This is a genomic window from Frigoribacterium sp. CFBP 13707, from assembly GCF_014842245.1.
GTDB lineage: Bacteria > Actinomycetota > Actinomycetes > Actinomycetales > Microbacteriaceae > Frigoribacterium > Frigoribacterium endophyticum.
The window spans coordinates 677,882-692,337 of sequence record NZ_JACYVL010000002.1 but is presented as its reverse complement, the minus strand read 5'-3'; the positions used below and the strand labels follow the sequence as shown (position 1 = coordinate 692,337).

The window sequence follows — 14,456 nt, the reverse complement described above, 5'->3', positions numbered from 1 at the left end:
CCCGTCGGGCCGCCGAGGCGGGTCAGGCCGGGTCGACCTCGGTGGTGGGTGCCACCGGCTGACCACGATACAGCCCCTCGAACACGCTCAGCGTGCGCTGGATGTCGTGCCCCTGGATGACCCGCAGGCTGGCCCGCCGCATCGCGAGGTACTCGTCGTCGGGGAGGGTCAGCACCCGGGTCAGCTTCGCCGCGAGGTCTCGGCTGTCGCCGGGCCGGAAGAGGTGCCCGTTGACGCCCTCCGTCACGAGGTGCGGCAGCGCCATCGCGTCGGCGACGACGATCGGCAGGCCCGACGCCATCGCCTCGAGGCTGGCGATGCTCTGCAGCTCGGCGATCGAGGGCATCGCGAACACCGTGGCGTCGGTGAGCGTCTGCCGCAGGTCGTGGTCGGACAGGTACCCCGCGAACGTCACCCGGTCGGAGAGGCCCAGGTCGACGGTCAGCTGCTGCAGCTGCTTCATGAGGTCGCCCCCGCCGACGATCGTCAGCGTGGCGCCGAGGGCGGGGTCGAGCTGCGTCACGGCCCGCAGCAGCACGTCGATCTGCTTCTCGGCGGTGACCCGGCCGACGAACACGATGCGGTTCTCGGCCGGGCGGTCGGTCCGGGCGGTGTAGTCGGCCGCGTCGATGCCGCACGAGACGGCGAGCACCCCGTGCACGTCGACGGCCTGCTCGAGGAAGTCCGCGGCGGCCTGGGTCGGCGTCGTGATCGCCTCGACGCGGCGGAACGTCGAGCTCGCGTCCTTCCACGCCAGCGCGACGGCGGTGGCCCGGAGCCCCTGGGGCAGCCCGGTGTGCTCGAGGAGGTTCTCGGGCATGAAGTGGTTCGTCGCGACGGCGCGGATGCCGAGGCGGTTCGCGACGCGGACGACCGCGCGCCCGACGACGATGTGCGACTGGATGTGCACGACGTCGGGCTTCACCTGCGCGATGACGCGCTCGGCGTTGCGCTGCGCCCGCCACGGGGTCGCGAAGCGCAGCCAGTCGTGCAGCGGCCAGCGCGTGGAGTACAGGCGGTGGACGGTCAGGGTCGTGCCGGCGTGCTGCTCGAGGAACGTGCCGTGGCGACGCGTGGCCGCCGGGGCCAGCACGTGCACGTCGTGGCCACGGTCGGCGAGCCCGACGGCGAGGCGCTCGGCGAAGTTGGCGGCGCCGTTCACGTCGGGCGGGAAGGTGTCGGCGGCGATCAGCACGGTGAGGCGGGCGTCGGAGTCGGCCTCCGGGCGGGTCGGCGCGGCGGGATCGGGGGCGTCGGTCACGTCTCGGGCGTCCTTCGTGAGGCTCGGTGGTCAGGTCGAACGGTGGTCAGGTGAGGCGCGGGTCAGGCCGAGGAGGCGCGGGTCGTGCCGAGGAGGCGCGCGTCCGGTGAGCGGCCCGCTCCCGTCGCGGCGTGGCCACGCTAGCTCAGGTCTTCTTCACGGGCTGGTATTTGGCCAGCTGGAACACGCCGTAGACGGCGACCGCGCCGGCGAGCAGGAAGAGCACGACGGCGACGGCGGGCGCGGTCGCGGCCTCCCCCAGCACGACGATGCCGATCGTGACGGCGATGATCGGGTCGACCACCGTGAGGCCGGCGATGACCAGGTCGGGCGAGCCCGACGAGTAGGCGTTCTGCACGAAGTACCCGCCCAGGGCCCCGGCGGCGAGGAGCATCACGAGGCAGACCACGCTGAGCCAGTCGAACTCCCCCGCCGTGATCCTGTTCAGGACGACCTTGGCGAGCGTCGCCACGAAGCCGTAGAGCACCCCGGCCCCGATGATGTAGAACAGCGCGCTGCGGCGACGGCGCAGGAGCACGAACGCCCCTCCGAGCAGGGCCCCCACGACGAGCAGCAGCACCAGCACCGTGACGAGCTGCGGGGTCGTGATCGGGCTCTCCGTGGCGGTGAAGGCGGCGACGGTCGCGAACAGCCCGATGCCGCCCACGCAGATCGCGATCGAGCGCTTGACCCTGCCGGTCAGCCGACGCCCCGTCACCCTGGCGTTGACGAGGGCCGTGACGACGAGCGCGACGGCGCCGAGCGGCTGCACGACGAGGAGGGGCGCGATCTTCAGGCTGGTGAGCTGGAAGACGATGGCGAGGCCCAGCATGGCCGTCCCCATCACCCACGAGGGCCGCCCGAGCAGGGCGAGGACCTGGCGCACGGACATGCCGCTGTGGGCCGCGCCGAGCCGGTGCTCGACCTTCGCGACCCCCCGGCTCTGCAGCTGCGCGCCGATCGACAGGAAGACCGCGCCGACGAGGGCGAGCGGGATGCCGAGCGCCTGGTACGGGGTCAACGAGACCTGGGCGGTCAGGTCCCCGAGGTCAGCGCTCACGCGACCACGGTAGCGGGCGCGTCGTCGATAGTCTGGACGAATGGCCGTACGTCCCATCTCGATCACGGGTGATCCCGTCCTCCACCACCGCGCCTCCGAGGTGCTCGACATCGACGAAGAGCTGCGCACGCTCGTCGCCGACATGTTCGAGACCATGGACGCCGCTCCCGGGGTCGGCCTCGCCGGCCCGCAGGTGGGCGTGGGCCTGCGCCTCTTCGTCTGGTCGTGGATCGACGACGACGGCGGCGACCAGCGCGGCGTCGCGATCAACCCGACCCTGTGGCAGAGTCCGCTGACGATCGAGCCGCTCGACGACGAGGGCGAGTCGGAGGGCTGCCTGTCGATCCCGGGCGAGCGCTTCCCGCTGCGCCGCGCCGACAGCGTGCTGCTCCGGGCCACCGACCTCGACGGGCGGCCGTTCGAGATCGAGGCGGTCGGCTGGCTCGCCCGCATCTTCCAGCACGAGTACGACCACCTCGACGGCGTGCTCTACGCCGACCGTCTCGAGCACCCGTTCCACAAGGCGGCCGCCAAGGCCGTGAAGCGCGCGAGCTGGGGCGTGCCCGGCAAGACCTGGCTGCCGGGAGTCGACCACCTCGACGACTGATCGGCGCGGCCTCGGGCCTCGTCGCTCCCCGAGGACGTGAGGAGACCCAGCGGGCGGAGCCGCTGGGCCGTCGCTCCCCCAGAACGTGGGAAGGCCCAGCGGGTGGAGCCGCTGGGCCGTCGCTCCCCCAGGAACGTGAAAAGGCCCAGCGGGTGGAGCCGCTGGGCCTTCGCTCCCCGACTTGGACTCGAACCAAGAACCTGCCGGTTAACAGCCGGCTGCTCTGCCAATTGAGCTATCGAGGAATGGCAACTGCTGCGAACCTGAGTTCTCAACAGCGGGTCCAACTGTAGCGCACATCTGACCTCCGGATGAACACCGGGCGCGCGCCGGGCGCGTCGCGCCGCGGCCCCTGCCCCCACCGCCCGCGGGCGGCCGTGGGACCGGACCTCAGTAGCCGGCGCGCGGGTCGACGACCCCCGCGAAGTCGCCGTCGCCGGCCAGGGCGCGCACGTTGTGGCGGATGCGGCCCGCGAGCAGCGGCGCCGTCATCTCGGGGGTGTCGGCCTGGTGCGGCGTCACGATCGCCCGGGGGTGGCCCCAGAGCGGGTGCCCGTCGGGCAGGGGCTCGGGCGACGTCACGTCGAGGCCGGCGCCCCAGAGACGCTCGTCGTCCAGGGCGGCGACCAGCGCCTCCGTGTCGACGAGGTCACCGCGCGCGACGTTGACCAGGACGGCCCGCGGAGGGAGCAGCGCGAGCCGCCGGGCGTCGACGAGGCGCGCCGTCTCGGCGGTCGAGGCCGCCGCGAGCACGACGACGTCGGCGTCGGGGAGCACCTCGTCGAGCTGCTCGACGGTGACCGTGCGCTCGGCGCCCGCCACGGGCTCGGCCGACCGGCGGACCACCGTCACGCGGCACTCGAAGGGCGCGAGCAGCCGCAGCAGCTCGCGCGCGATCCCTCCGGCGCCCACGACGACGACCCGTCGGCCGTACAGCGAGACGCCGCGCTGCTCGGTCTGCCACGAGGTGGCCTGGACGCGCGAGGGCACGACCCGGAGAAGCGAGAGGACGAGCATCAGGGCGTGCTCGGCGACCGGCTCGGAGTACGCGCCCTTCGCGCTCGTCCAGAGGGGCCGGGGGGCGTCGGCGTGCCGGGCCAGCACGTCGGAGAAGGCGTCGACGCCGGCCCAGGGCAGCTGGACCCACTCGATGCCGGGATGGGCGGCGAGTGCCGCGTCGAGGCCGGCGACGTCACGGTACGACAGCCAGATCAGGCCGCGCGTGTCGGGGCCGAGCGGGACGAGCGTGCCCCCGGCCTCCTCGACGGCGGCCACGAAGACCGGGGACTCCCGCGGCGCGACGGTGACGGCGCCCGGGCGGGGTCGGCGGTCGGCGGGCAGGGCGGCGACCACGTCGGTGGAGCGGTGCCCGCGGGCGACCGGAACGTCAGCGCCCCCGGTCATCGCGGGTCTCCCCCGGCGATCTGCCCGGCATCGCCGTCGGCGTCGCCCTCGGCCTCGCCGAGCGGGCCGGCCGAGCCGACCGCGCCGCTCGACCCCCGTCGGATGACGTCGATCGGCGACGTCTGCGCGAGCACCTTCACGTACGGGTCGACCCCGTCACGCAGCACCTCGTCGATCTGGCCGTGGCCCACGAGACGGCCCCCGCGCATCACCGCGACGCGGTCGGTCACGGCGCGCGCCTCGGCCACCGACGAGGTGACGACGACGGCCGAGAACTGGCGGTCCTCGTGCAGGTTCTTGATCACGTCGAGCACGGCCTGCCGCACCAGCACGTCGACCCCGCGGGCGGGCTCGTCGGCGACGAGCAGGCTCGGCTCGAGCACGAGCGACCGAGCGAGCGCCACGCGCTGCCGCTGGCCCGAGCTGAGCTCCCACGTCTGCTTGAGCATGACGCTGAGCGGCAGGTGCACCGCGTCGACGAGCGTCGACGTCAGACGACCGGCCTCCCGTCGGTCGAACCGCTTGTCGCGGAGGTAGATCGGCTCGGCGATGGCCTCCCCCACGGTGAGGTCGGGGCTGAGCGCCTCGCCGTCGTCCTGCGCGAGGTAGCCGACCACGGCCGTGAGCCGGTCGCGACGCCGCGGCGACGCCCGCAGGAGGTCCTGCCCGAAGACGCGGGCGGCGCCGCCGACGATGCGGGGCCGCCCCTCGGGCGCCCGGCCGCGCCCGACGAGGCCGGCCAGGGCGAGGGCCAGGGTGGACTTGCCCGAGCCGCTCTCGCCGAGCACCGCGACGATCTCGCCGGGGGCCACCGAGAGCGTGACGCCGTCGACCGCGCGCAGGGCGGGGCTGCCGGCACGCGCCGGGTACTCGAGCGAGAGGTCGTCGGTCACGACCGGTCGCGACAGGTCGAGGTCGAGCCCCGCCACGGTCAGGCCGCGCCCTCGGCCGCCACGCGGTCGAGCTCGGCGAGGTGCTGCCGCCTCGCCGCCTGCTCGGCCGGGTCGGGCACGGGCAGCGAGGCCAGCAGCCGCTGCGTGTACAGGTGCTCGGGGGCGCCGAGCACCTGGTCGTTCGGCCCCATCTCGACCATGTCGCCGTGGTAGAGCACGCCGATGCGGTCGGCGAGCATGTTGACGACGGCGAGGTCGTGGCTGATGAACAGGGCGGCGAACCCGAGGTCGGACTGCAGCTCGCGGAACAGCTCGAGCACCCGCGCCTGGACCGACACGTCGAGCGCGCTGGTCGGCTCGTCGGCGATCAGCAGGGTCGGCTCGAGGGCGAGCGACCGGGCCAGGCTCGCACGCTGGCGCTGGCCGCCGCTGAGCTCGTGCGGGTACCGGTCGCCGAACGCCCGGGGCAGCTGCACGGCCTCGAGCAGCTCGTCGACGCGCTTCCGCGCCGCGCGGGCGTGCGGGGCACGACCGTGCACCACCAGGGGCTCGGCGACGCACTCGGCGATCGTCAGCAGGGGGTTGAAGCTGGAGGCCGGGTCCTGGAAGACGAAGCCGATGTCGGCGCGGCGGGGCTTGAAGTCCCGCTCGTGCACGCCGTTCATCTCGACGCCCAGCACCTCGAGCGACCCGCCGGTGACCTTGGTCAACCCGGCGATGGCCCGGCCGATGGTCGTCTTGCCCGAGCCGCTCTCGCCGACGAGGCCCAGCACCTCCCCCTTCGCGATGGAGAAGTCGACGCCCTTGACGGCACGGAAGCCGCTGCGGCCGAAGCGGCCCGGGTACTCGATCTCGAGCCCCGTGGCGCGCACGACGACCTCGCGGTCGGCCTCCGCCGCCTGCACCTGCGCGCCCCGCGCCTCCAGCTTGGGCACGGAGGCCAGCAGGCGCTTCGTGTAGTCGTCCTGCGGCGCCGCGAAGAGGTCCGTGGCGGACGCCTGCTCGACGACGCGGCCGAGGTACATCACCGCGACGCGGTCGGCCAGGTCGGCGACGACGCCCATGTTGTGGGTGATGAGCACGATGGCCGTGCCGAACTCGTCGCGCAGGTCGCGCAGCAGGTCGAGGATCTCGGCCTGCACCGTCACGTCGAGGGCGGTGGTCGGCTCGTCGGCGACGATGACCGACGGGTTCAGCACGAGCGCCATCGCGATGACGACGCGCTGCTTCTGCCCGCCCGAGAACTGGTGGGGGTAGTGGTCGACCCGCGTCTCCGGGTCGGGGATGCCCACGCGGCGCAGGATGTCGACGGCGCGGGCCTTCGCGTCCTTCCGGCTGACCTTGCCGTGGGCCCGGATGCCCTCGGCGATCTGCCAGCCCACCGTGTAGACGGGGTTGAGCGCGGTCGAGGGCTCCTGGAAGACCATGGCGACCTCGGTGCCGCGCAGCTCGCGCACCTTGCCGGCGCCGACCGAGAGCACGTCACTCCCGCTCAGCACCACGGCGCCGCTCGCGGTCGCGGTCTCGGGCAGCAGCCCCAGGATCGTCTTGGCCGTCACGGATTTGCCGCTCCCCGACTCCCCCACGATCGCGAGGACCTCGCCGGCGCGGACGTCGAGGGTCACGCCCTGGACGGCCGGCACGTCGCCGCCGTCGGTCGCGAACGTGACGCGCAGGTCGGTGATGCCGACCGCGACGTCGCGCTGGTCGCGAGGCAGGTCGTGCGAGGCGTGGCGGACCGCCACCGCGCCTCCCGCGCTCGTCGTGCCGCCGGCCGTGGTGCTGGTGTCGTCGCTCATGCGGGGACCTCCGTCGTCTCGGCCGGGGCCTGCGCCGCGGCCGTCGTCTTCTTGCGCCCCGCACGACGACGCGTCCGGAGGCGCGGGTCGGCCAGGTCGTTGAGGCTCTCGCCCACGAGGGTGATGCCGAGCACCATCAGCACGATCGCCGAGCCCGGGAACACGCCCGTCCACCAGATGCCGCTCGCCGTGTCGCTGAGCGCCCGGTTGAGGTCGTAGCCCCACTCCGCGGCCGAGGTCGGGCCGATGCCGAAGCCGAGGAACCCGAGGGCGGCCAGGGTGAGGATCGCCTCGGAGGCGTTCAGGGTGAGGATGAGCGGCAGGCTCCGCGTGGCGTTCCGCAGCACGTGCCGGAACATGATGCGCGGGGTGCTGCTGCCGACGACCTTCGCCGACTCGACGAAGGCCTCGGCCTTGAGGCGGACGGCCTCGGCGCGGACCACGCGGAAGTACTGCGGCACGTAGACCACCGTGATCGAGATGCCGGCGGAGAGGATGCCGCCCCCCAGGCTCGACTGCCCCCCGCTGATGACGATCGAGATGACGATGGCGAGCAGCAGCGACGGGAAGGCGTAGACGGCGTCGGCGACGACCACGAGCACGCGGTCGAGCCAGCCGCCGAGGTAGCCCGAGACGAGGCCGAGCACGACGCCGATCGTGATCGAGAGGACCACGGCGACGACGATCACGGCGATCGCCGTCCGGGTGCCCCAGACGACCCGGCTGAAGACGTCGTAGCCGCCCACCGTCGTGCCCCAGAGGTGCATGGCGGAGGGGGCGGCCTGACGGGCGAAGTTGCCGTCGGCGTCGCTCAGCTGGCCGAAGCCGTAGGGCGCGATGAGGGGGGCGAAGAGGGCCAGGACGATGAAGACGACGCAGAGCACGAGGCCCGCGACGAGCATGCCGCGCTGGAGCCCGACCGAGCGGCGGAGGTGCGAGACGACCGGGAGGCGCTTCCAGAGCGGCTCGCGGCGGTCGGCGAGGACGGCGGTGGGGACGGTGGACATGTCAGTACCTCACTCGCGGGTCGATGAGAGCCGCGATCACGTCGACGACGAAGTTGGTCACGGCGACGATCACCGCCAGCACGGCCACGATGCCCTGCACGGCGACGAAGTCGCGCGCCGACAGGTACTGCTGCAGCTCGAAGCCGAGGCCGCGCCAGCCGAAGGTCGTCTCGGTCAGCACCGAGCCGCCGAGCAGCATGGCGATCTGCAGGCCCATGACGGTGATGATCGGGATGAGGGCGGGCTTCAGCGCGTGCTTGCGGACGAGGCGGAACTCCGAGACCCCGCGCGAGCGGGCGGCGTCGACGTACTCGGAGCCGAGGGTGCCGATGACGTTCGTGCGCACCAGGCGCAGGAAGATGCCGGCCGTGAGGAGGCCGAGGGTCAGGGCGGGCAGCACGGCGTGGCTCAGCACGTTCGTCGTGATGGTGGCGTTGCCGATGCGGAGGGCGTCGATGATGTAGATGCCGGTGGGGTTCTCGATCCGCCCCAGGGCGATGCCCACCCTCGTGTCGGCGCGGCCGCTGAGCGGCAGCCAGCCCAGCCAGACCGAGAAGACGAGCTTGAGCAGCAGGCCCGCGAAGAAGACGGGGGTCGCGTAGGCGAGGATCGCGAGGATGCGCAGCACGGCGTCCGGCCAGCGGTCGCGCACGTAGGCGGCGAGCATGCCGAGCGGGATGCCGATGACGAGGGCGACGATCAGGGCGTAGAAGACGAGCTCGACCGTGGCCGCGCCGTACGTGACGATGACCTCGCTGATCTGGCGGTTGTCGGTCGCGGTCGTGCCGAAGTCGAGGCGGACGATCTGGCCCAGGTACTCGAGGTACTGGACGATGATCGGCCGGTCGTAGCCCGCGGCGTGCAGACGCTCCTGCAGCTGCGCCTCGGTGAGGCGGCCCCCGACGGAGGCGGTGATCGGGTTCCCGACGACCCGCATCAGGAAGAAGACCAGGGTGACCAGGATGAAGACGGTCGGGATGATCAGGAGGGCCCTGACCACGAGGTAGCGGCCGAGGCCGCCGCCGGCGGACTTCCGCCTCTTCTCGGTGGTCGTCGGGGGCGTCGCGGGAGCTGTAGCGCTCCCGGTGAGCACTGTCACGTCACTGTGCCTTTCGTGGTGGTGCGGAGCGGACGCGGGAAGGGGGCGTCCCGCCCGTGGGCGGGACACCCCCTCCGCGTCACGCGGTGTCTCGGTCGGTGCCGACCCGCTCGTGGCGGGTCAGCGGTGCGGCCGTCAGCGGCTCAGGGCGCCGTAGCGGAACTTGAACGACGCGTCGAGCGTGTCGTCGACTCCCTGGATGTCGGAGGCCGAGACGACGACCTGCGTGCCCTGGAGCAGCGGCAGCGTCGGCAGGTCGGCGGCGACCGCGTCCTGGATCTGGCCGATGAGCGCCGTGCGGGCGGTCTCGTCGGACTCGGCGATCTCCTGCGTGAGCAGGCCCTGCACCTCGGCGTCGTCGTAGTGGTTGCCGACGAAGTTGTCCTTCACGAAGAACGGCGACAGGTAGTTGTCGGCGTCCGAGAAGTCGGGGAACCAGCCCAGCTGGTACACGGGGTAGGCATCCTCGCGGCGCTCGCTCGAGTAGGTGTCCCAGAGGGTCGACTGCAGGTTGACGGTGAAGAGGCCGGTGGCCTCGAGCTGCGTCTTGATCAGCGCGTACTCCTCGTCGCTCGAGGCGCCGTAGTGGTCGGGGCTGTACTGCAGGTCGATCGACACGGGCGTCGAGACGCCGGCGGCCGAGAGGGCCTCGGTGGCCTTCGCCACGTCGGCTCCGCCCTCACCGTCGCCGTAGAGCTCCTTGAGGGGCTCGGTCGCGCCGGTCAGGCCGTCGGGGACGACCGAGTAGAGGGGCGTGTAGGTGTCGTTGTAGACGTCCTTGGCGAGGGCCGCGCGGTCGACGCTGTCGGCGACGGCCTGGCGGACGGCCAGGGCCTTGGCCGGGTCGGCGTCGGGCTGCGTGGCGCCGAAGGGCTGGGTGTTCAGGTTGAAGACCATGTAGCGGATCTCGCCGCCGGGGCCGTTGTGCACCGTCAGCGAGTCGTCCTTCGCCAGGTCGGCGAGGTCGGTCGGGCTGAGGCTGCGGTTGGCGACGTCGACGTCGCCCTCCTGCACGGCGAGCTTGAGGTCGGTCTCCTTGGTGTAGTACGTGGCCGTGATCGAGGAGGCCTTCGGAGCGCCGAGGACGCCGTCGTACGAGTCGTTGGCCTCGTACTGGATCGCCTCGTTCTCCTTGTAGTCGGTGATCGAGTACTGGCCCGAGAAGGCGTCGCCCGAGACGATGTCGGCCGGGGCGGTCAGGCTCGTGGCCGAGAAGACGTCCTCGTCGACGATGGGGCCGGCGGGGCTCGAGAGGATCTGCGGCCAGGTCTGGTCGGCGCCCTTGAGGTGGAAGACGACGGTCGTGTCGTCGGGCGCGTCGGTGCTGTCGAGGTTCGCGAGCAGCGACGAGGGGCCGTTGTCGTCGGCGATGGCGAGCTGGCGGTCGAACGTGAACTTGACGTCGCTCGAGGTGAGCGCGTTGCCGTTCGCGAAGGTCAGGCCGTCCTTGAGGGTGACCGTGTAGGTCGTCGGGTCGGTGAACTCGGCGGAGGCCGCGAGGTCGGGCTCGACGTCGGGGCTGCCGTACGGCGAGTTCATCAGGAAGCCGAAGACCTGGTTCTGCACGGCGAACGAGCCGTTGTCGTACGAACCGGCCGGGTCGAGCGAGGTGATGACGTCGGTGGTGCCGACGCTGATGCCGTTCAGCGCGTCGTCGGCGGCGTCGCCGCCTCCGGACGCGCAGCCGGCGAGGACGAGGGCGGTGGCGGCGACGCCACCGGTGATCGCGAGGACGCGACGGCCGAGCCTGATGTCGGACGTTGTCATATCCGGTTGCCTCTTTCTCTGGGTACGAGGGGCTCCCGACACCGCTGCTGTGAGGTGCGGCCGTTTCTGGGAGTGCTCATTGGTAACACACGCCCGGCCTCGGGTCGTAGCCCAGGCCGGATCGTTAACAAGACGGCAACGAACCTTGCCACGTGGTCTGGTCGTCGCGGCGGCTCGTGTATGCGCTTCCAGGGCGGTGCCGTCGCGATCGCGGGCCGTCGTGCTACTCGGCGCGGACGGCGCGCCGCTCCGCCTCGACCTCGACGAGCCGACGCTGCAGCTCACGATGCCGCTCGGGCTCGACCTTGACGTCGGTGCGCTGGAACTGCCCCATCAGGTCCGCCTTCTGCCGGAGCAGGTCACGCTCGACCAGCGAGGAGACGATGCCGCGGCAGTAGGTGGTGATCTCCCGGCCCTCCCGCTCCGGCAGCGGCGCGACGGCGAGCTCCTTCGCGAGGCCCGCGTAGTACTCGGGTGTCTGGTCGAGCACCACGTCGAGCCACCGCGGGTCGCCGAAGCTGTCGAGGCTGACCGCGACGGCGTCCTTGACCACGTCGAACGACGCGGTCGCGAGCGTCGCCCGCGTCGCCCGCTGGATCAGCTCGAGGCCGATGGCGGCCGGCTGCTGCAGGATCGCCATCAGCGCGTCCCGCTCGAGACGGGTGGTCAGGTCGCCGGGCAGCGTCATCAGGCTGGGCCCCGCGGGCTCCTCGGGCAGCGGCGGCAGGCTGGTGATGGACTGCCGCCCGTCGGAGACGCTCTTCGGCTGGGCCCGCTCGAGGGCGGCCACGGCACCGGAGGCGCGGCGCGCCTCCTCGACGCTGGTCGCGACCTCCCCCGGGTCGAGCCCCAGCCAGCCCGCGAGCGAGCGGACGTAGCCCTGGGTCATCGACCGGTCGCGGATGCCGGCCACGACGGGAGCCGCGGCGCGCAGGGCGGCGACCCGCCCCTCCACCGTCTCCAGGTCGTGGGCGTCGAGCACGCGGCGGATCATGAACTCGAACATCGGCCGCTTCGTGTCGACGAGGCGGCGGACCGCGTCGTCGCCGCGGTTGAGCCGCAGGTCGCACGGGTCGAGCCCGTCGGGCGCGACGGCCACGAAGGTCTGTGCCGAGAAGCGGCTCTCTTCGGCGAAGGCCCGGGAGGCGGCCCGCTGTCCGGCCTCGTCGGGGTCGAAGGTGAAGACGACCTCACCGGCCGTCGACGTGTCGGCCCCGCCGACGTCGCCGAGCATCGGGCGCAGCAGCTTGATGTGGTCGACGCCGAACGACGTGCCGCAGGTGGCGACGGCCGTCGTGACGCCCGCGAGGTGGCACGCCATGACGTCGGTGTAGCCCTCGACGATGACGACCTGCTTGCCCTTGGCGATGTCGCGTCGGGCGAGGTCGAGCCCGTAGAGCACCTGCGACTTGTGGTAGACGGGCGTCTCGGGCGTGTTGAGGTACTTCGGGCCCTTGTCGTCGTCGAGCAGGCGGCGCGCGCCGAAGCCGATCGTCGAGCCGGTGACGTCGCGGATCGGCCAGAGCAGACGGCCCCGGAACCTGTCGTAGGGGCTGCGGTCGCCCTGGCTGAGCAGGCCCGCCGTCACGAGCTCCTCGTCGGTGAAGCGCAGGCCCTTGAGGTGCGAGCGGAGGGCGTCGAACGACTTCGGCGCGAAGCCGACCCCGAAGCGCTCGGCGGCTGCCGGGTCGAAGCCCCTCTCGCCGAGGAAGCGTCGGGCCGGGTCGGCGTCGGCCGCCGTGAGGTGCTCGACGAAGAACTCGCGAGCCGCCTCGTTGGCCGCCAGGAGACGCGCCCGGTTGCCGTGGTCGCTCGCCTGGCCGCCGTCCTCGTAGTGCAGGGCGAAGCCGATGCGGCCGGCGAGGCGCTCCACCGCCTCCTGGAAGGTGGTGTGGTCCATCTTCATGACGAAGCTGTAGACGTCGCCGTCCTCGCCGCAGCCGAAGCAGTGGTACCGGCCGACCTGCGGCCGCACGTGGAAGCTCGGGCTGCGCTCGTCGTGGAACGGGCAGAGGCCCTTGAGGCTGCCGACGCCGGCGCCCTTGAGCGTGACGTGGTCGCCGACGACGTCGGCGATGTTGGTGCGCGAGCGCACCTCGTCGATGTCGTCCCGCTTGATCAGCCCTGCCACGGGTCGATCCTAGGTCGGGGGGCCGACACGGGAGCTGTGCCCCGGAGGCCCGTGTGCACGGGTGCGGTGTCGCTCGGGCGCGTCACCGGGAGCCGACGAGGCGGTCGTGCCAGGCCATGGCGCTCTGGTCGGTCAGCGACGCGACCTGGTCGACGACCACGCGGCGGCGGGCGGCGTCGTCGGAGGCGCTGGCCCAGTCGGCCGCGAAGCCCGCGTCGAGCTCGGAGTCGCCCCGCTGCCAGAGGGACTCGGCGAGGGTCGTCAGCACCTCGCGCTGACGCTCGTAGATGGGCTGGCGTGCACCCTGGGTCATCACGAACGCCGCGGTGATCCCCTTGAGCACCGCGATCTCGCCGATGACGTCGGGCGAGATGACCATGCTCGCGCGGAACCGGATGAGCGACTCCTCCGCGTACGACTCCCGGGTCGACTGCGTGGCCGACCCCGCGAAGCGGCCGATGAGCTGGCTGGTGAGGTTCTTCAGCCGGGCCTGGTCGAGCCGGCCCCCGTCGTACGACCGCAGCCAGAAGGGCTGGCGGCGCAGCCGCTCGAACGCCTCCACCAGCTCGTCACGGCTGAGCTCGCCGCCGACCCAGGCGTGCATGGCCGTCACGAGGTCGTCGTGGCCGTCGAGCGAGCCGAGGCTCGAGACGTCGACGTAGCCGTTGACCACGGCGTCCTCGAAGTCGTGCACCGAGTAGGCGATGTCGTCGGAGAGGTCCATCACCTGGGCCTCGATGCAGCGACGGCGGCGAGGTGCCCCGGCGCGCAGCCACTCGAACGCGGCCGTGTCATCGTCGTAGAAGCCGAACTTCATGCGACCACCGGGGTCGGGCACGCCCTGCGCGGCCGGCCACGGGTACTTGCAGCTGGCGTCGAGGCTGGCCCGCGTCAGGTTGAGGCCGAAGCTGCGACCGGTCGCGTCGATGACCTTGGGCTCGATGCGCGTGAGCAGGCGCAGCGTCTGCGCGTTGCCCTCGAAGCCGCCGATGTCGCGCGACCACTCGTTGAGGGCCCGCTCGCCGTTGTGGCCGAAGGGCGGGTGCCCGAGGTCGTGGGCCAGGCACGCCGTGTCGACGACGTCGGGGTCGAGGCCGAGGCTCGTCGCGAGCTCCCGGCCGACCTGCGCGACCTCGAGCGAGTGCGTGAGCCGGTTGCGCGCGAAGTCGAGGCCCGCGGTGGGGCTCAGCACCTGCGTCTTGGCCGCGAGGCGACGGAGCGCGCTCGAGTGCAGCAGCCGAGCGCGGTCTCGGGCGAAGTCGCTGCGTCGGTTCGAGTGCTGCTCGGGCAGCCACCGCTCGGAGTCGGCGGGGTCGTAGGCGACGCTCACGGCGTGCGGGGACGCAGCGGTCACCGGTCACCTCTCGGTTCGGGGCAGGCAGGAAGGCGGGCGGAGTCGCGGGCGGGCACGACGGGACGGGTGCGGGC

At 72.4% G+C, this 14,456-nt stretch carries 11 protein-coding genes and 1 tRNA gene; 1 reads left to right on the top strand and 11 read right to left on the bottom strand.

Annotated features, from left to right (window positions below):
* Nucleotides 1-22 precede the first annotated feature (22 nt).
* Entirely contained in the window at nucleotides 23-1,261 is a 1,239-nt protein-coding gene (locus tag IFT45_RS06930) for a glycosyltransferase (protein ID WP_056054294.1), read from the bottom strand.
* Nucleotides 1,262-1,406: 145 nt separating this feature from the next.
* On the bottom strand, nucleotides 1,407-2,321 hold the full coding sequence (locus IFT45_RS06925; RefSeq protein WP_371741158.1) for a DMT family transporter: 915 nt from the start codon (nucleotides 2,319-2,321) through the stop codon (nucleotides 1,407-1,409).
* Between the two features lie 40 nt (nucleotides 2,322-2,361).
* On the opposite strand from IFT45_RS06925, the gene def reads away from it, so the two are divergent.
* Nucleotides 2,362-2,928 carry a peptide deformylase gene (gene def, locus IFT45_RS06920; RefSeq protein WP_192127341.1) on the top strand — a complete coding sequence of 189 codons (567 nt, stop codon included), beginning with the start codon at nucleotides 2,362-2,364 and terminating at the stop codon, nucleotides 2,926-2,928.
* Nucleotides 2,929-3,100: 172 nt separating this feature from the next.
* On the opposite strand, the gene IFT45_RS06915 is transcribed toward def, so the two are convergent.
* From IFT45_RS06915 to IFT45_RS06875, 9 genes are all read right to left on the bottom strand, one after another.
* A tRNA-Asn gene (locus tag IFT45_RS06915) sits at nucleotides 3,101-3,173 on the bottom strand.
* A gap of 145 nt (nucleotides 3,174-3,318) precedes the next feature.
* Nucleotides 3,319-4,332 carry a D-isomer specific 2-hydroxyacid dehydrogenase family protein gene (locus tag IFT45_RS06910; RefSeq protein ID WP_185232379.1) on the bottom strand — a complete coding sequence of 338 codons (1,014 nt, stop codon included), beginning with the start codon at nucleotides 4,330-4,332 and terminating at the stop codon, nucleotides 3,319-3,321.
* Complete coding sequence (locus tag IFT45_RS06905) at nucleotides 4,329-5,225, bottom strand: ATP-binding cassette domain-containing protein (RefSeq protein ID WP_371810894.1); 897 nt, start codon at nucleotides 5,223-5,225, stop codon at nucleotides 4,329-4,331. The genes IFT45_RS06910 and IFT45_RS06905 overlap by 4 nt, the downstream gene beginning before the upstream one ends.
* Nucleotides 5,226-5,263: 38 nt before the next feature.
* On the bottom strand, nucleotides 5,264-7,024 hold the full coding sequence (locus IFT45_RS06900; RefSeq protein ID WP_192045626.1) for an ABC transporter ATP-binding protein: 1,761 nt from the start codon (nucleotides 7,022-7,024) through the stop codon (nucleotides 5,264-5,266).
* Nucleotides 7,021-8,031 (bottom strand): ABC transporter permease, encoded by a 1,011-nt coding sequence (locus IFT45_RS06895; RefSeq protein ID WP_192127339.1) that lies wholly within the window; start codon nucleotides 8,029-8,031, stop codon nucleotides 7,021-7,023. Before IFT45_RS06895 ends, IFT45_RS06900 begins: the two co-directional genes overlap by 4 nt.
* Before the next feature lies 1 nt (nucleotide 8,032).
* Nucleotides 8,033-9,124, bottom strand: coding sequence for an ABC transporter permease (locus IFT45_RS06890; RefSeq protein WP_156369972.1), 1,092 nt, complete (start codon nucleotides 9,122-9,124; stop codon nucleotides 8,033-8,035).
* A 141-nt stretch (nucleotides 9,125-9,265) separates the two neighbouring features.
* Entirely contained in the window at nucleotides 9,266-10,897 is a 1,632-nt protein-coding gene (locus IFT45_RS06885; protein WP_056054273.1) for an ABC transporter substrate-binding protein, read from the bottom strand.
* 223 nt (nucleotides 10,898-11,120) lie between these two features.
* Nucleotides 11,121-13,028: a DNA primase gene (gene dnaG, locus IFT45_RS06880; protein WP_192127337.1), complete on the bottom strand. Its 1,908-nt coding sequence runs from the start codon at nucleotides 13,026-13,028 to the stop codon at nucleotides 11,121-11,123.
* 82 nt (nucleotides 13,029-13,110) lie between these two features.
* Nucleotides 13,111-14,382 carry a deoxyguanosinetriphosphate triphosphohydrolase gene (locus IFT45_RS06875; protein WP_056054268.1) on the bottom strand — a complete coding sequence of 424 codons (1,272 nt, stop codon included), beginning with the start codon at nucleotides 14,380-14,382 and terminating at the stop codon, nucleotides 13,111-13,113.
* Nucleotides 14,383-14,456: the final 74 nt, after the last annotated feature.